Raw genomic sequence first — 16275 nt, 5'->3', positions numbered from 1 at the left:
GCCAAGCAAAAAAGGGGACAGGCACCATTTTCAAAAAACGAAAATGGAGCCAGTCCCCTTTTTTGCCTCCTTTTTGGTATACTTAACAAAGGAAAAAACCGGGCAGGAAGCAAAGTTTACTTCTTGCCCGGTTTTAAACCAAACCGTTATATTTTTTCCACCTGCAGGCCGCCGTCGGCTTCTTTGTCAATGCGCACGCGGTCGCCGCGTTTGAAGGTGCCGCGAAGCATTTCCTCGGACAAGCGGTCTTCAATTTCCTTTTGAATGGCCCGGCGCAGCGGTCTGGCGCCGTAATTCTCGTCGAAGCCTTCCCTGGCCAGGTATTCCTTGGCCGCTTCGGAAACCTCGATGGCAATGTCGTTATCAGCCAGCCGTTTGGCCACTTCCTGCACCATGAGGCCCACAATATCCTTAATATGCTCCTGGCTCAAGGAATGGAAGACAATAATTTCGTCAATACGGTTGAGAAACTCGGGCCGGAAGGCGCGGCGCAGTTCATCGGTTACTTTTTTCTTCATGGTCTCATAACCGGTTTCCTGCCCTTCCTCGTCTTTGAAGCCCAGCCTGGTCTCCCGCCTGATCAAGTCCACGCCCACGTTGGAGGTCATGATGATGACGGTATTGCGAAAGTCAACCGTACGGCCCTTGGCGTCAGTAAGCCGGCCGTCCTCCAGCACCTGCAGCAGGATGTTGAACACATCCGGATGCGCCTTTTCAATCTCATCCAGCAGCACCACTGAATATGGTTTGCGCCGCACGGCCTCGGTAAGCTGGCCGCCTTCATCATAGCCCACGTATCCCGGGGGCGCGCCCACCAGCCGGCTGACAGCGTGCTTCTCCATGTATTCGCTCATATCGATGCGCACCATGGCGTCCTCGTCGCCGAACATGGCCTCGGCCAGCGCCCTGGCCAGTTCAGTTTTACCCACCCCGGTGGGCCCGAGGAAGATGAACGAGCCGATGGGCCGCTTGGGATCCTTGAGGCCCGCGCGGGCCCGGCGGATGGCCCGGGATACCGCTCTGACCGCCTCATCCTGGCCGATCACCCGCTGGTGCAGTATTTCTTCCATACGCAGCAGGCGTTCGGATTCTTCCTCGGCCAGCTTGCGCACCGGAATGCCGGTCCAACTGGCCACAACCTGGGCGATGTCCTCCTCGGCCACTTCCAGTTCCTCGCCGCCTTTTTTCTGCTGCCAGTCAGAACGCCGGGTTTCCAGTTCCTCCCGCAGCTTGCTCTCTTCATCCCGCAACTGGGCCGCCTTTTCAAATTCCTGGTTATTTACGGCAGCTTCCTTTTCCTTGCGTACTTCTTCAATACGCTGCTCCAGGTCTTTCACGTCCGGCGGCGCAGTAAAGGCCCGCAGCCTAACCCGGGAGCCCGCTTCATCCATCAGGTCAATGGCTTTATCCGGAAGGAACCGGTCGGTAATGTACCGGTCGCTCAGCCGAGCCGCCGCCGTCAGGGCCGCGTCACTGATCCGCACCCGGTGATGAGCCTCATACTTGTCGCGCAGCCCTTTTAGTATTTCCACCGTTTCCTCCACGGTGGGTTCTTCCACGGTAATGGGTTGGAAGCGGCGCTCCAGGGCGGAATCGCGCTCGATGTGCTTTCTGTATTCATCCAGGGTGGTGGCCCCAATGCACTGCAGTTCACCCCTGGCCAGGGCCGGCTTTAATATATTGGCGGCGTCAATGGCCCCCTCCGCCGCTCCGGCACCGATGATGGTGTGCAGTTCGTCAATAAAAACAATTATATTTTTCTCCCGGGTGATTTCCTCCACTACCTTTTTCAACCGGTCCTCGAACTCGCCCCGGTACTTGGTTCCGGCCACCAGGGAAGCCAGGTCCAGGGTAACCAGGCGCTTGTTGAGCAGCACCTCGGGCACGTTGCCGGCCACGATGCGCTGGGCCAGGCCCTCCACCACGGCCGTTTTGCCCACACCGGGGTCGCCGATGAGCACGGGATTGTTTTTGGTGCGGCGGCTTAAAATCTGCACTACCCGCTCGATTTCTTTTTCCCGCCCCACCACGGGATCCAGTTTATCATCCCGGGCCATGGCCGTCAGGTCCCGTCCGAACTGGTCCAGGGTGACCGTCTTGCTGCCACAGGCGCCACCGGCGCAACCCGGCTGGTTCGGCTGCCCCTGCGGCGCCCCGCCGGCACCGCCCAGCATCTGGATCACCAATTGGCGCACCTTGTCCTGATCCACGCCCAGCGCAGCCAGCACCCGGGCGGCTACGCCTTCGCCTTCCCGGATCAGGCCCAGCAATAAATGTTCGGTGCCCACGTAATTGGTTCCCATACGGCGGGCCTCATCCACGGACAGTTCCAGCACCCTTTTCACCCGCGGGGTAAGGGCCATTTCCCGGGGGGCTTCCTCCCCCTTGCCGATGGACTGGAGCACTAATTCGCGCACCTTATCGGCTTGAATGCCCAGCCCGGCCAGAGCCTTGGCGGCCACACCCTCGCCCTCGCTGATCAATCCCAACAATATATGCTCAGTGCCCACATATGGATGATTCAACTGCCTGGCCTCTTCTTGTGCCAGCATGAGCACCTTTTGTGCCCGTTGTGTAAACCTACCGAACAACATCTTTTATCACCTCTGATTGAGTTTACTTCTAATAATATTTGCTCTCATATTATCCCGTTGCGCGGGGCTTAAATCTCCCTGCGCCTGTTTCAACAAGTATGCCGGGCGGGTCATTACCATCAACTCCGTCAACTGCTCGGGAGCAATGCCGGTTATCATCTGCAAATCTACACCCAAGCGCACGTCGGATATGCGGCGCATAGCTTCCTCCGAAGACATCATGTGCGCGTGCATCAGGGTTCCGTAAGAACGGCCCACCCTGTCCGCCAGCTGTTCCCGGCGTTGCTGCAGCAAGGCCTTGCGGGCCTCCCGCTCCCGGGCCAGCAACTGCCCGGTGATGGAATTGAGACTGCTGATTATTTCTTCCTCCGAATGTCCCAGGGTTACCTGGTTACTGAGTTGGAACAGGTTGCCCAAGGCCTCTGTGCCCTCGCCATACAGGCCCCGTACCGTAAATCCCAACTTGGAAATGGAGGCCAGCACTCCCCTGATCTGGTCCACCAGCACCAGGCCGGGCAGGTGCAGCATTACCGACGCCCGCAAACCCGTGCCGGCATTGGTGGGACAGGCGGTCAGGTAGCCATATTTACTGGAAAAGGCGTAGTCCAGCGTCTTTTCCAGACCATCGTCAATCTTGTCAGCCATTTCCCAGGCCTTTTCCAACTGCAGTCCCGGCAGCAAACACTGGATACGCAAATGGTCTTCTTCATTGACCATGATGCTGACCAGTTCATCATCCCGCAAGGCCACGGCTTTTTTCTCATGTTCCTCCAGCAAATTGGGGCTGATCAAGTGCTTTTCCACTAGTATTTGTCTTTCCACAGGGCTTAATTCCGCCATGCGGTTCATCTCGAGGATGCCCGCCTGCTTCACAAGTTCCCCGTTTTCCAGGGCCAACTGGACCGCATGGATGACCTGTTCAGCCTTTTCCCGGTCCAGCAGGTGCGGAAAGGAGTAGCCGTGCAAATTACGGGCAATCCTGATGCGGCTGCTGACCACGATATCCCCTTCCGGGGCGCCCGCTCCCATCCAGCCGCTTCTGGCGCTGTTTACCGTTTTCTTTATGCCCATGCTTTCGCCCCCCTTACAACTGTTTCTCCAGTTCCTTGATCTGATCACGCAACTGAGCCGCCTCTTCAAATGCCTCCCGGTTCACGGCGTCCTGCAACCGGGCCCGCAAGGTTTCAATTTTCCTAAGCAGCCGGGCCCGCCCGCCGGCGCGCTCGGGCACTTTGCCGGTATGGGTGCTGGAACCATGAATCCGGCGCATCAAGGGCTCCAGGCGATCGCCGAAATGTTTGTAGCAGTCACCACAGCCAAACAACCCTTTCTTGGCCAGAAGGCTTTCCGGCGCACCGCACGCCGGGCACCCCGCCTCCTTACGGGTGTGCGGGGCGAAATTTTGCGTCCCCGGCACCTGGTTCCAGAAACCGGCCAAAAAATTATGCAGGTTCATCTGGGGCATGAAGTTGAATCCCTCGGCCTGCAGCTGCCCGGCGCAAACTTCGCACAGGTGCATCTTTTTTTGCTTGTTATTGATAATCTCCGTGTAATGCACGGTAGCCGGTCTTTCCTGACACTTTTCACAAAGCATCGCCATACCCCCCGTTACTTCAAGTTTTTAAACAAAGTTATTAATATCGCTTTTAATATATTGGCCCGCAACTGGTCACGTGCCGGCAAACCAATGCGCAGTACATTGCGGCTAATGGCGGCTTTGACCAGGGCGGCCTCCCGCGGGGCGATAACCTGTTCCTCCAGCAACCGGGCCAGAATGGCGGTGGCGCTGCGCTCGGAAATTCGATCACCCACCAGGTTGACCACCTCGTTTACCAGGTCCAGTTCGTCGGCATTAAGCGGCACCTTGACGATCCGTACATATCCGCCGCCGCCTCGCCTGCTCTCCACCATATAGCCCCTTTCAATGGTAAATCTGGTGGCGAGCACGTAATTAATCTGCGACGGGGCGCAATTGAACTTTTCGGCCAGTTCGTTGCGCTGAATTTCCACCAGCTTTTGCTCGCTTTGTTCAATTAACCGGTGTAAGTATTTTTCAATTATATTGGCCATGCTGGACATTTGGTTTCTTTGAACACCTCCCGCTGAGAACCTTACTCGCCAAGTCTCCGTTATCTTGCGGGGTCGGTAGCCCCTGCCGCGCCGGCGGGACCTTGACCGGGTCATTATCTGACACCGGCTTTGACTTTGACTTTGCCTTACCTTAACCTTAGTATGCACTTGATTTTTTACATTTTCAAGCTGCAGATAAGGCTAAATTTGCTTGACTTAATTAATTATCTCTTAATTTTTAATCTTTCCGTTTGATTTTGTTTACATACATATTGTTTTGCAAAAAGAAACAACAAAAAGGGGACTGGCTCTTTTTTCGTTTTTTGAAAAAAGTGCCTGTCCCCCTTTTTTGCTTATTAGGCCCCGTAAAATGGAACAGGCTCCGGTAAAAGGGGTACAGGCACCGATTCACAAATCGAATCGGAGCCTGTACCCTTTTACCGGAGCCAGTCCCCTTTTTGTTGTTTGGCTCCCCGAGCTGGATTCGAACCAGCAACCCTCCGGTTAACAGCCGGATGCTCTACCGTTGAGCTATCGAGGAATAAATGGTGGAGATGACCGGATTCGAACCGGTGACCCCCTGCTTGCAAGGCAGGTGCTCTCCCACTGAGCTACACCCCCATGATGGTCGCCTGCCGCCGGTTTACCGCCTTACTCAGCGAACGGTACTGCTTCACCGACCACCGACCACAAAATTGGTGGGCCTGGGTGGACTCGAACCACCGACCTCACGCTTATCAGGCGTGCGCTCTGACCGGCTGAGCTACAAGCCCATGTTGGCAACTCGCCTTAAGATTTCGGTCACAGCAAAGTTGCTTGTTACATAGATGCTGTAACCGACATCTTAAATAATACCACAGCGCACGCCTCTAGTCAACAGACAGTTTATGCCACTGTTGCTTAATTATTAACTATCCCGGGGTTTCATCAGCGGGAACAGGATAACATCCCTGATTGACGCCGAACCGGTCAACAACATCACCAGCCGGTCAATGCCGATACCTAATCCTCCGGCGGGCGGCATACCGTATTCCAGCGCGTTAATATAATCTTCGTCCATCATGTGGGCTTCATCATCACCGGCGCGCCTTTTTTCCAGCTGTTTCAAGAACCTTTCCTTCTGATCCAGCGGGTCGTTCAATTCGGAAAAAGCGTTGGCCATTTCCCGCCCGTAAATAAACAGCTCAAAACGGTAGGTAAGGTCGGGCCTGTCCTCCTTTTTCTTGGCCAGCGGCGATATATCAAGCGGGTAATCGTAAATAAACGTGGGCTGTATTAAATTGGGTTCCACCTTTTCTTCAAACACTTTATTTAAAACAGACCCCCAGGATTCCCCGCGCTCCACTTCCAAATGCAAGTGCTGCACCGCGGCGTAAGCCTCTTCATCCGTTTGCAGCGCCGCAAAGTCCACCCCGCTGTATTTTTTTACCGCCTCCAGCATGGGCACGCGCGCCCAGGGCTTGTCCAGGCTGATTTCCACATCGTCGTAACGCACGGCAGATGTGCCCAGCACCTCTTTGGCAACGTTATAAATAAGATCCTCGGTCAGATCCATCATATCATTGTAGTCCGCGTAGGCCTGGTAAAGCTCCAGCATGGTAAACTCCGGGTTATGCTTGGTGCTGATCCCTTCGTTGCGGAAATTGCGGTTGATTTCGTAAACCCGATCAAATCCGCCCACCAGCAGGCGCTTCAAGTATAACTCCGGCGCGATGCGCAGGTACAGGTCCATATCCAGTGCGTTATGGTGCGTTATAAAAGGACGGGCCGTGGCGCCGCCGGCAATGGGGTGCATCATGGGGGTCTCCACTTCCAGGAACCCCTTTTGCTCCAGGTAATTGCGAATGGCGTGCACGATACGACTGCGCTTGACAAAGGTCTCTTTGACACCGGGGTTGACAATCAGGTCCACATAACGCTGCCGGTAACGCAGTTCCACATCCCGCAGGCCGTGCCATTTTTCAGGCAACGGGCGCAGGGATTTGCTGAGCAGGCGCAGGGCTTGGGCTGCCACGGTGACCTCTCCCATCCGGGTCTTGAATACCTTGCCGGTCACCCCCACAATATCGCCGATATCAAGCTTGGTAAACAAATCGTAGGCCTCTTCGCCGATATCATTGAACCGCGCGTATAATTGAATCCGGCCCACACTGTCCTGCAAATTGGCAAAGGATGCCTTGCCGTGCCCCCGCTTGGCCATAATGCGACCGGCCAGGGTTACCTGCCGGCCCTCGAAGTCGTCATAGTTGTCCAAAATTTCCCGGGTGGTATGGGTAGCTTCATACTTGCCGCCGTATGGCTCAATACCCTGCTCCCGGAATTCGGCCAGTTTCTCTAACCGTACCCGTATCAACTCATTCAGGTCCGTCTCTTTATCAATTATTTTGTTATTGCTGTTATGTACTTTTTCATGGGACATTACTTGTCTTAACCTCCGGAGCTTTGGAAACTACATGATAATATCCAAAATTTCATATTTTAAAACGCCGGCAGGCACTGTAACGTCAACAGTCTCTCCCTTGTTTTTGCCCAGAATGGCTTTGCCCACCGGAGATTCATTGGAAATTTTATTTTTTTCCGGGTCGGCTTCCGCCGAACCAACAATTGTATATTTAACTTCATCGCCAAACTCCACGTCGCGCAAGAGCACCGTGGAACCAATGGACACAACTTCGGTGCCCAGGTTTTCATCATCAATTATTTTGGCGTTGCGCAGCATTTTTTCCAAAGTTAGAATGCGGCCCTCAATAAAAGCCTGCTCGTTTTTGGCATCTTCGTACTCAGAGTTTTCGCTGATGTCGCCAAACTCAATGGCTTGTTTAATGCGCTGGGCCACTTCCCGCCGGCGCACGGTTTTTAATTGCTGGAGTTCTTCTTCCAACTTTTTTAGGCCTTCTAAGGTGAGAATAACTTCTTTATTATTGGTCATACTTGATCTCCTCAACGTTATCTTTTTTTACAGAACAATATATGTTTTTCCCCATGATTTATTCAAAGAAAAACCAGGAGAAAAACGTATTATTAACAAAAACCCCCAGTTACTATTAAAGCACTGCAAAAGGGATTTTTGCAGTGCCTTTTATTTTGTTGTTTCATTCCATAACATTATATGAAGGCCTTTATACTTTGTCAAGGTAATGTAAAGAATATGCAACAAGTTATTTTACCCCGGCCATGGCCAGCGCGGCCCGGGCCCGCTCCCTGATGCGTGATATTTCTTCCGGGCTCACCGCCCTTTCAAAACTGCGGAAACCGGCCAGGCGAAAACCGTGCTTGCGGGCCAACCGGGAGATTTCCTCCACCTGCTGCAATGACAAGTCACGCCCCAGGGTGAAACTTTCAAACCGGCCTTCCATGGCCAGCATCATAGTTTCCGCCATACACGCGTAGGACATGCCCGGGGGAAAGCCGAAATTAAAGTTGAAATTGACCTCGCCGGGCACTTCCACCACACCGCCTTCGATGACCAGTACGTCCTTGCGCTTTTCGGCCACCTGTTTGGATACGTTGCGGGGGCGACTGACGTCACACACCACCGCCCCGGGCATCAGGTCTTCCGGGCCGATAATGGTATCCACGGCACTGGTAACGGTAATGACGATCTGGGCATTTTGCAAGGCTTGCTTGATATCCGAAGTTACCCGGGCCGCAACCCCGGTTTCATACAATATTTTGTGGGACAGTTCTTCCAGGCGTTTTTTTTCCCTGGCCACCAGGGTCAGGGAACGCACATCCCGGGCCAGCATGCGGGCGCACACCCGCCCGATGGACCCGGTGGCACCCACCACCACGGCGTGGCATTTTTGCAGATCATGCCCCATCAAGCGCGCCGCTTCCTTGGCGCCCTCCAGCGCCGTGGCCACGGTATAGCTGTTGCCGGTGGTGACGGCGATATCCAGGTTTTTCGCCACCGTGATACCGGCATCCCCGACCACGGAAGTAAATGCGCCCAGCCCCAGTATTTTAGCCCCCAACTTCTGGGCCAGTTTACCGGTTTGAATAATTTTATTGAGCACCTGTTTCTCGGGCAGTTCCACCATTAAACGGGCGGTTATGGGGCAGGCCACGAACCAGCCCTCCGCCCGGGCGTGCGGTGAACATACGCCGGTTATTCTGGATACCTTGATGGGCGGCGAGTATTTAAACAAACCTTCCACCAGGCGGGGCGGCAACTTGCCCAAAAGGCCGAATTTCCTGGCAATGTCGTTAATATCCAGAGGGTGAATCATGAAAGCAAATGTATGCACCAATAAATTCCTCCCCTAATTACCGGCCTTGACGGCCCGGATTACCGCCGCCACTTCGGCAGGATCCACATATTTGTCTTCCTTGAGGGGGGACTCCCCGATTTCCAGGCCCACCACTTCCTTGTCCAGCACGGCCCGGATAATTTTAATTCTTTTATCGGAGCCGATGACTACCACCTGATCGTAAGAGTGAGCCTTGGCAATCAACTCCATGATGCTGTCAAACAGTTCGATGCCGCTTTTTTGCCGGACATAATCCAGTCGCTCGGCTTCGCTCATCAGCAGCGCGAAATCCACCCCTTCATCCTGCAGCAGCGCATAAATTTCCTCGCGGTTGGCGATGGGAAAGCCGATCACCGCCACACTTTTGCCCTTGCGCACCTCACCCAGGCTTTCCAGGCGAGATACCAAGGTGCGGTCGATGCCCAGGCCGGCTGCCACATCTGTCTGGGAAAGCCCCGCCGAGCGAAGCCGTAGAATCTCATTGATTAAGGTGTCTATCTTGTGTCTGCTGACCACCTTGTCGCCGATGCGGATTAAGTCCACGGCCCCAGCCTCCCCCAAAACTGTGCACAATATTGTGTACAGCACTATTTTAACAGCAGTTCCCAAATAAGTCAAAGCCTATTCTACTTTAAAAAACAGCAAGCATGCAAAAAGCCGCCTTTAGCAGGCGGCGCGTCTAGTCTTGCTCTTCTTGCAGCATCTCCCAAAATTCCTCCGTAAAAAACCGGTAACTGCAGCCCTGGTTGACTCGCGCCCGCAAGCGGGCGGCACCACGCAAACCTTTGGTGTACCAGGCCAGGTGCTTGCGCATCTCCCGGTTGGCCACGTCTTCCCCCTTGGTTTCCACCAGCAGCTTGTAATGCCGGACGGCGGTTTCCCGGCGCTCTTCCCAAGTGGGGGGCGGCAATATTTCCCCGGTGGCCAGGTAATGCACTGTGCGGCTGAAAATCCACGGGTTCCCCGCCGCCGCCCGCCCGATCATCACCCCGTCACACCCCGTAACCCGCAGCATCCGCGCGGCGTCCCTCGGGGTGCCTATGTCACCGTTGCCGATCACCGGTACGTCCACGGTTTCCTTTACCTGCCTGATAATTTCCCAATCGGCGACGCCGCTGTAAAACTGCGACCGGGTGCGTCCGTGCACCGTCACCGCCGCCGCACCGGCTTGCACCATCAGGCGGGCCAGTTCCACGGCGTTGACTGAATCCTCATCCCACCCCTTGCGCATCTTTACCGTTACCGGGCAGTCCACCCGGGACACCACCGCCGCCACTATGCGGGCCGCCCGTTCCGGGTCGCGCATCAGAGCGGCCCCCTCGCCGTTTTTGACTATTTTGGGGGTGGGGCAGCCCATATTGATGTCTATAATGTCCGCGCCCCGCCCGGCCACAATCTCCGCTGCCCGGGCCATGTATTCCACGCTGCTGCCGAATATTTGCATGCTGATGGGCCCCTTTTCCCCACGGCAGTCCAGCAAAATATTGGTTTTAGGATTGCCGTAAATAAGGGCCTGGTCGCTGATCATTTCCGTACAAACCAGGCCGCAACCGTGTTCGCGGGCTAAAATCCGAAAAGCGCGGTCGGTTACCCCCGCCATGGGCGCCGCCACCACCGGGTTGGCTATCGTCACCCCGCCAATATGAAAGGCCGCCGGCAGCCGACGGTCGGTATTCGGTGGTAGACTGGACATGTTTACTCCATCCTTTTACAGTACGCTTAAAAAATTAATGGCTGTTGCGTTCATATATGATCCGCAATCCGTTTAAGGTAAGATATTTATCTACCCGGTCAATGATGGGCGTTTCCCCGGCAATCAGTTCGGCCAGCCCGCCGGTGGCAATAACCCTGGGGATGCCGGCCATTTCCTTTTTCATCCGCCTTACAACCTCGTTAACCTGTCCTGCAAAACCGTACACAATCCCGGACTGCATGCTGTTCACGGTATTTTTGCCGATTACGGAAGGGGGTTTCACCAGCTCCACCCGGGGAAGTTTGGCCGCCCGGGCAAACAGCGCCTCGGTGGAGATACCGATTCCGGGGGCGATGGCCCCGCCAAGGTACTCTCCCTTGCCGGAAATGGCGCAAAATGTGGTGGCTGTGCCAAAGTCCACGATAATGAGCGGCCCGCCATATTGTTCGTAGGCCGCCACCGCGTTGACAATCCGGTCGGCTCCCACTTCCCGCGGGTTTTCGTATTTAATGGGCATGCCGGTTTTGGTGCCCGGGCCCACGGTCAGCGGAGTAAAGCCGAAATATTTCCGGCAGGTCTTTTCCAGAACCGGGTTAATGGGCGGAACTACTGAAGATAATGCGCCGGCGTGAATTTCGGCCATGGACAATTTCGATGCTTCAAACAAGTTTTTCAAAAGCATGCCGTATTCATCGGCGGTACGATGCCGGGCGGTGGACAGGCGCCAGTTATGCACCAGGTCCCGCCCCCGGAAAACACCCAGCACTATATTAGTATTACCCACATCAAATACCAGTATCACCGGCAGTTCCCCTCTTTTCTTCCGTTAAACTGTTTGATCAGCGCAAAGGCTTGCGCAGCCGGGAACTTATAATAAAACTCCCCTTTGCACTACGCCAATTTTATCAGAACAACAAAACCCGCGCAATAACTTCCGTTTTACAGGACAACCCGGTTATAATATAATTTACCTTGCGAAATTGAAGCGATTTTGCCGGCGCCCGGCAGGGTGCACAAATGTGGGTGACAGGAAAATGTGGAACGGGCTGAACTGGAAAAACTGGCGCATAGCGGCCAAACTTGATCCTGATAAAAAACTGCGTGAGAATACCCTGCAAACAATTATTGATGCCGGGTTTGACGCCCTAATAGTGGGGGGCACCCAGGGGATCAACTCGGATAATACGGACGGATTGATCAACCTGATCCGGGAAGCAAATTACCCCGGCCCCCTGGTGCACGAAATAACTGTTCCGGGCGTGGTGGCGCAAAACGTGGATGCTTATTTTCTACCCGTTGTTCTCAACGCGGGGGATGTTAAATGGATTACCGGCCTGCATCACCGGGCCATAAAACATTACGCCGGCAGAATTCCCTGGGATAGGACGCTGGCGGAAGGGTATGTGATTTGCAACCCTGCTTGTGCCGCCGGCATAATGACCCGGGTAAACAGCGTAAAAACCCCGGACGCTACGGCTTATTGCGATATAGCCGAAAAAATTCTGGGACTGCCCGTAATTTATCTGGAATACAGCGGTACTTTCGGTGATCCTGCGCTGGTTGAAGCCGTGGCCCGGCGCAGGGAGAGCATCCATGTGTTTTACGGAGGCGGCATAGACTCGGAGACCAGGGCGCTGGCCATGTCCCGGCTGGCTGACACCGTAATCGTCGGCAATGTTATTTACGACAACCCCGCAGCCATTGGGGATATAGTAAAAGCCGTACGAGCAACGGGCAGCCCGGGCCGGCGTTAATATTAAACTATTTCCAGTGCCAGGTCGCGTAGCAATTGTATATCCTCGGCCAGCGCTCCGCCGCGGGTGGTCAGATAATCACCCACCATCAGACCGTTGACGCCCGATGTGAACGCTATAGCCTGCGTCCCGCGCAGGCCCTCCCTCCGGCCCCCGCACAGGCGAATTACCGCCCGGGGAAGGACGAGCCGGAATATGGCGACCACCTGCAGCATTTCCAACGGCGACGGCGCCGTAAGGTGTGCCAGCGGTGTTCCGGGTACGGGGTTAAGAAAATTCAACGGCACCGAGTCAATACCCAGCTCACGCAGTTCCAGCGCCAACTGCACCCTGTGGGCCATGGTTTCACCCATTCCCATAATACCCCCGGCGCAAACACGCAATCCCGCCCGGACGGCGGCCTTGATGGTTTGCACCCGCTCCCGGTAATCATGGGTGGTGCAAATACTGGGGTAATATTCGGCAGCGGACTCCAGATTATGATGGTAAGTTGCCACCCCGGCTTCAACCAGCATTTTGGCCTCGGACTCCCCGATAATCCCCAGGGAAGCGCAAATATGCAGATTTGTCTCCCGGCGCAAAAGGCGCACAGTTTCCAGCACCTTTTCCAGGTCGCGCCGGCCGATGCCTCTACCGCTGGTCACCAGGGAAAACCTTTTCACCCCCGCCTCTTCCATTTTCGCGGCCTGGCGTAAAACGTCCTCCGCCGGCAACAGCGGGTAAGTTTGAATATTGGTCCGGTGATGCGCCGACTGGGCACAAAACGCGCAATCTTCGCTGCAAAGGCCTGAACGGGCGTTTACGATAGAGCAAAGTTCCACCCGCCGGCCGCCGTATAACCTGGTCACCCTTCCGCTTGTCGCCAGCAGGTCAAATATATATGAGCCGGGCAGTTCCCCCAACCGATAAGCTTCCTGTTCAGTTATTTCATACCCTTGCAATATTTTCGCTTCCAGTTCATTCAGCATGACCCGCATTTTTTTCAACTCCATTCCGTCATTCTAAAAGAGGTTGTTCGAAAAGTCCGCGCGAAATCCGCGCTAGTCGCTCCGCTCCTCAAAGCATTCGCCGCCTTGTTGATAGGTGCCAGGTGTTGAAAGTTGAAAATCAAAGATTTCTCAACTTTCAACACCTGGCACCAAAGCTTCAATGCTTACCCTTTCAACCCAAAAACGCCGCGCCACCGAATCGGTAGTGGCGCGGCCTTGCAAAAGACATATTTTGCTTCTTTCGGGTGGCCTTTTTAACGGGCCTGCTGCTCCTTGAATTCCGGCAGGCGCATCCCCACCATGCGCACCAGCGTTCCGGCCACAAGCGCTTTCAGAAAGTCAAAACCAATGAACGGTACAAACCCGATCATCAACAATCCGGAAATATCAATTGACTTGCCCATGTAAAAATTAAGGATGCCATATAAATAAGGCAGCCCCACGGCGTAAATCACCACAATGCCGGACAGCATGGCCAGGGACAGGCGCACGGGGCCTGCGTCACGCTTACCCTTCAGAACGAGGCCGACAACAAAGGCGGCAGCGATAAAGCCCAGCAAAAATCCAAAGGTGGGTGAAAGTACGTAAGCGGGACCCCCAAAGGGGGGTTTTTCAAAGACCGGTATACCCATCAACCCCATCAGCACGTAAACACCCATACTTAACGCTCCCAGCCGGGCGCCCAGCAAGCCACCGGCCAGCAGCGCCACAAAGGGCATCAAGCTGAAAGGTACGATCATACCGCCAAAGAAACGGAACAACAACGCCGCCACCACGGCCAGGGCGGCAAACAACGCTACCAGCACCAAATCCTTGGGAGTTAATTTACCCAATCCAAGCACTCCTTTCAGAGGGTCAGACTTTAACTTCTTTAAAATAACTAAATTAACCATATATATAGATAGCCATATATATGTTAATTTTAAGCTCAATCGTTAACCCGTTCCACAAACCAAGTTAACCATTTTCCCCCAAAAAAGCTATTTTTTACGTAACGACACCTCCCCGGCCACCAGTCGCTGTACAGAACCGTCCCGCGTACGCACCAGCAGCATCCCTTTTTCGTCCACATCAATAGCATGGCCGTCATAACTGCCCTGCATGGTATGTACTGTTACGGGACAATCAAGGGTTATACATAATTCGCGCCACTTTCCCAGTACAGGGGCAAAGCCGTCGCTCAGCCAGCACCGGTACCATTTATCAATTGATTCCAGCAAAGCCCGCAACAGCGGCACCCGGGGTATGTAACGCCCCGCCTCCAGCTTTAATGAAGTGGCTATGTCTGCCACGTCAAGGGGGAAATCCTTCCGGTCGATATTTACATTAAGCCCGATGCCGGCAACCAGGAAATTAACCCGGTCCATTTCGGCATTTAATTCCACCAGAATGCCGCAGACCTTCTTTCCCTGCACCAGAATGTCGTTGGGCCACTTGATATCCGCCGGCACACCGGTATGCTTGCGAACCGCCGTTGCTATGGCCACGGCCAGCACCATCGTCACCCGGGGAGTTTCCACCGGGTTGACCGGCGGCCGCAGCACAGTGGAAAACCACAAGCCCTTTCCCCGGGGCGAAAACCAGCACCGGCCCATCCGGCCCTTGCCGCCGCTTTGGCTTTCGGCCACCACCACCGTACCTTCAGGGACTCCCTCCCGGGCCAGCCTCTTGGCCTCCCCGTTTGTGGACGGTAGTTCAGCAAAGTATTCGATTCGCGTGCCCATAACGGCAGTGGCCAATCCGGAGGCCACCTCGCCGGGAAAAGGTATATCGGGCACTTCACGCAAGCGGTAGCCGAGATTGGCCCGCGCTTCGATATCGTAGCCACCCTTCCGCAAACCGCGAATATGCTTCCACACAGCGGTGCGGGATACCCCCAACTCCCGGCATAACAACTCGCCGGATACCCAGTCATTGCTTTCTTTTAAGATATTCAATATCTTGTCTTTCATGCCAGCCACTCCATACGGCCAAGTTAATTTTAAAATTTACCGGCAAGATTGTCAACCAACAAACCTGGCAGAGTTTACGTTTCAATGACCCCGGGCATGGGCTTGAGTTGCCCTACGTCAAGGCTGATGTCCAGCGCCGGGGCGGAATGGGTCAGCGCACCCACCGAAATTATATCCACCCCGGTGGCCGCCACCGCTCTGATGGTTTGGGCGCTAATGCCGCCCGAGGCCTCAAGCAGCGCCCGGCCGTTTACCTGCCGTACGGCGACGGCCATTGTTTCCGGGTCCATATTATCCAACATAATAATATCAGCCCCCGCCTCCAGGGCTTGGGCCACGCCGGCCAGGTCCTCGGTTTCCACTTCTATTTTAGCCGTATGCGGGATTGACGCCCTAGCTCGCCTGACTGCGTTGGCAATGCCGCCGGCCACCCGGATGTGGTTGTCCTTGATGAGCACAGCGTCATACAGGCCCAGGCGGTGATTGTGGCCGCCCCCCACCCGCACGGCGTATTTTTCCAACAGGCGCAGCCCGGGAGTGGTTTTACGCGTATCTACGATACGCGCCGGATAGTCGCGCACCAGTTCCACCAGGTTAGCAGTAACGGTAGCAATCCCGGATAAGCGTTGCAAAAAATTCAAGGCCAGCCGTTCACCGGTAAGTATGGTTCGGGCGCGACCGCACAGCCGCCCCAGCACCTCGCCTGCTCTGACCCGCGCCCCCTCGTTCACCTGCGACAAAAACTCCAACTCGGGATCCAAACGATGAAAAACAGCCCGGGCTACGGGTAAGCCGGCCACCACTCCGTCCTGCTTGGCCTTAATAAAACCGGTAACTTGCATCCGGTGCGGAACGATACTGTTCGTTGTGAGGTCGCCCGGCCCGATATCCTCGGCCAAACAACGGTCAATCAGTTCATGCAAAGCCCGTTCATTAATCTCCATAGGCTCTCTTCTCCCAACATTAATCGGTC

The 16275-nt window shown here is 54.9% G+C and carries 15 protein-coding genes and 3 tRNA genes; 1 reads left to right on the top strand and 17 read right to left on the bottom strand.

The window, feature by feature from the left end; genetic code table 11:
- Nucleotides 1-146 precede the first annotated feature (146 nt).
- The 13 genes from BM299_RS11700 to BM299_RS11630 form a co-directional block, all read right to left on the bottom strand.
- Entirely contained in the window at nucleotides 147-2591 is a 2445-nt protein-coding gene (locus BM299_RS11700; protein WP_092484402.1) for an ATP-dependent Clp protease ATP-binding subunit, read from the bottom strand.
- A 9-nt stretch (nucleotides 2592-2600) separates the two neighbouring features.
- On the bottom strand, nucleotides 2601-3665 hold the full coding sequence (locus BM299_RS11695; RefSeq protein WP_092484324.1) for a protein arginine kinase: 1065 nt from the start codon (nucleotides 3663-3665) through the stop codon (nucleotides 2601-2603).
- Between the two features lie 13 nt (nucleotides 3666-3678).
- Entirely contained in the window at nucleotides 3679-4188 is a 510-nt protein-coding gene (locus tag BM299_RS11690; protein WP_092484321.1) for a UvrB/UvrC motif-containing protein, read from the bottom strand.
- A gap of 14 nt (nucleotides 4189-4202) precedes the next feature.
- Nucleotides 4203-4673 carry a CtsR family transcriptional regulator gene (locus BM299_RS11685; protein ID WP_092484318.1) on the bottom strand — a complete coding sequence of 157 codons (471 nt, stop codon included), beginning with the start codon at nucleotides 4671-4673 and terminating at the stop codon, nucleotides 4203-4205.
- A 457-nt stretch (nucleotides 4674-5130) separates the two neighbouring features.
- Nucleotides 5131-5205: transfer RNA gene (locus BM299_RS11675), tRNA-Asn, on the bottom strand.
- Nucleotides 5206-5210: 5 nt separating this feature from the next.
- Nucleotides 5211-5285, bottom strand: a tRNA-Ala gene (locus BM299_RS11670).
- 75 nt (nucleotides 5286-5360) lie between these two features.
- Nucleotides 5361-5437 (bottom strand) — tRNA-Ile (locus BM299_RS11665).
- Nucleotides 5438-5571: 134 nt separating this feature from the next.
- Nucleotides 5572-7083, bottom strand: coding sequence for a lysine--tRNA ligase (lysS, locus tag BM299_RS11660; RefSeq protein ID WP_092484312.1), 1512 nt, complete (start codon nucleotides 7081-7083; stop codon nucleotides 5572-5574).
- 30 nt (nucleotides 7084-7113) lie between these two features.
- On the bottom strand, nucleotides 7114-7593 hold the full coding sequence (gene greA / locus BM299_RS11655; RefSeq protein ID WP_092484309.1) for a transcription elongation factor GreA: 480 nt from the start codon (nucleotides 7591-7593) through the stop codon (nucleotides 7114-7116).
- A 229-nt stretch (nucleotides 7594-7822) separates the two neighbouring features.
- Nucleotides 7823-8911, bottom strand: coding sequence for an NAD(P)H-binding protein (locus BM299_RS11645; RefSeq protein ID WP_092484399.1), 1089 nt, complete (start codon nucleotides 8909-8911; stop codon nucleotides 7823-7825).
- A 15-nt stretch (nucleotides 8912-8926) separates the two neighbouring features.
- A complete protein-coding gene (locus BM299_RS11640) occupies nucleotides 8927-9457 on the bottom strand; it encodes a transcriptional regulator (RefSeq protein WP_092484303.1) in 531 nt (176 codons plus the stop codon).
- Nucleotides 9458-9593: 136 nt separating this feature from the next.
- Nucleotides 9594-10607 (bottom strand): tRNA dihydrouridine synthase DusB, encoded by a 1014-nt coding sequence (gene dusB, locus BM299_RS11635; protein WP_092484300.1) that lies wholly within the window; start codon nucleotides 10605-10607, stop codon nucleotides 9594-9596.
- A gap of 34 nt (nucleotides 10608-10641) precedes the next feature.
- The gene (locus tag BM299_RS11630) at nucleotides 10642-11409 is read right to left on the bottom strand and encodes a type III pantothenate kinase (RefSeq protein WP_092484297.1); all 768 of its coding nucleotides are present in this window, start codon (nucleotides 11407-11409) and stop codon (nucleotides 10642-10644) included.
- A gap of 217 nt (nucleotides 11410-11626) precedes the next feature.
- Between BM299_RS11630 and BM299_RS11625 the strand changes: the two genes are divergently transcribed.
- Nucleotides 11627-12361 (top strand): geranylgeranylglyceryl/heptaprenylglyceryl phosphate synthase, encoded by a 735-nt coding sequence (locus BM299_RS11625; protein ID WP_131820639.1) that lies wholly within the window; start codon nucleotides 11627-11629, stop codon nucleotides 12359-12361.
- Nucleotides 12362-12363: 2 nt separating this feature from the next.
- On the opposite strand, the gene bioB is transcribed toward BM299_RS11625, so the two are convergent.
- The 4 genes from bioB to nadC all read right to left on the bottom strand — a co-directional run bounded on the left by bioB (nucleotide 12364) and on the right by nadC (nucleotide 16246).
- Nucleotides 12364-13353 (bottom strand): biotin synthase BioB, encoded by a 990-nt coding sequence (gene bioB, locus BM299_RS11620; RefSeq protein WP_245779747.1) that lies wholly within the window; start codon nucleotides 13351-13353, stop codon nucleotides 12364-12366.
- Between the two features lie 251 nt (nucleotides 13354-13604).
- Complete coding sequence (locus BM299_RS11615; protein WP_092484291.1) at nucleotides 13605-14183, bottom strand: biotin transporter BioY; 579 nt, start codon at nucleotides 14181-14183, stop codon at nucleotides 13605-13607.
- A gap of 147 nt (nucleotides 14184-14330) precedes the next feature.
- Nucleotides 14331-15302 carry a biotin--[acetyl-CoA-carboxylase] ligase gene (locus tag BM299_RS11610; RefSeq protein WP_092484288.1) on the bottom strand — a complete coding sequence of 324 codons (972 nt, stop codon included), beginning with the start codon at nucleotides 15300-15302 and terminating at the stop codon, nucleotides 14331-14333.
- Between the two features lie 74 nt (nucleotides 15303-15376).
- A complete protein-coding gene (nadC, locus tag BM299_RS11605) occupies nucleotides 15377-16246 on the bottom strand; it encodes a carboxylating nicotinate-nucleotide diphosphorylase (RefSeq protein WP_092484286.1) in 870 nt (289 codons plus the stop codon).
- Nucleotides 16247-16275: the final 29 nt, after the last annotated feature.

Origin of the sequence: Desulfoscipio geothermicus DSM 3669 (genome assembly GCF_900115975.1) — a bacterium.
GTDB lineage: Bacteria > Bacillota > Desulfotomaculia > Desulfotomaculales > Desulfallaceae > Desulfoscipio > Desulfoscipio geothermicus.
This window is presented reverse-complemented; position numbering and strand designations above follow the sequence as displayed.

Bases quoted from the DNA above. Each gene is read 5' to 3' on its own strand.
- BM299_RS11695 (WP_092484324.1), bottom strand. From the start codon at position 3,665: ATGGGCATAAAGAAAACGGTAAACAGCGCCAGAAGCGGCTGGATGGGA.
- BM299_RS11690 (WP_092484321.1), bottom strand. From the start codon at position 4,188: ATGCTTTGTGAAAAGTGTCAGGAAAGACCGGCTACCGTGCATTACACG.
- BM299_RS11685 (WP_092484318.1), bottom strand. From the start codon at position 4,673: ATGTCCAGCATGGCCAATATAATTGAAAAATACTTACACCGGTTAATT.
- lysS (WP_092484312.1), bottom strand. From the start codon at position 7,083: ATGTCCCATGAAAAAGTACATAACAGCAATAACAAAATAATTGATAAA.
- greA (WP_092484309.1), bottom strand. From the start codon at position 7,593: ATGACCAATAATAAAGAAGTTATTCTCACCTTAGAAGGCCTAAAAAAG.
- dusB (WP_092484300.1), bottom strand. From the start codon at position 10,607: ATGTCCAGTCTACCACCGAATACCGACCGTCGGCTGCCGGCGGCCTTT.
- bioB (WP_245779747.1), bottom strand. From the start codon at position 13,353: ATGGAGTTGAAAAAAATGCGGGTCATGCTGAATGAACTGGAAGCGAAA.
- BM299_RS11610 (WP_092484288.1), bottom strand. From the start codon at position 15,302: ATGAAAGACAAGATATTGAATATCTTAAAAGAAAGCAATGACTGGGTA.
- nadC (WP_092484286.1), bottom strand. From the start codon at position 16,246: ATGGAGATTAATGAACGGGCTTTGCATGAACTGATTGACCGTTGTTTG.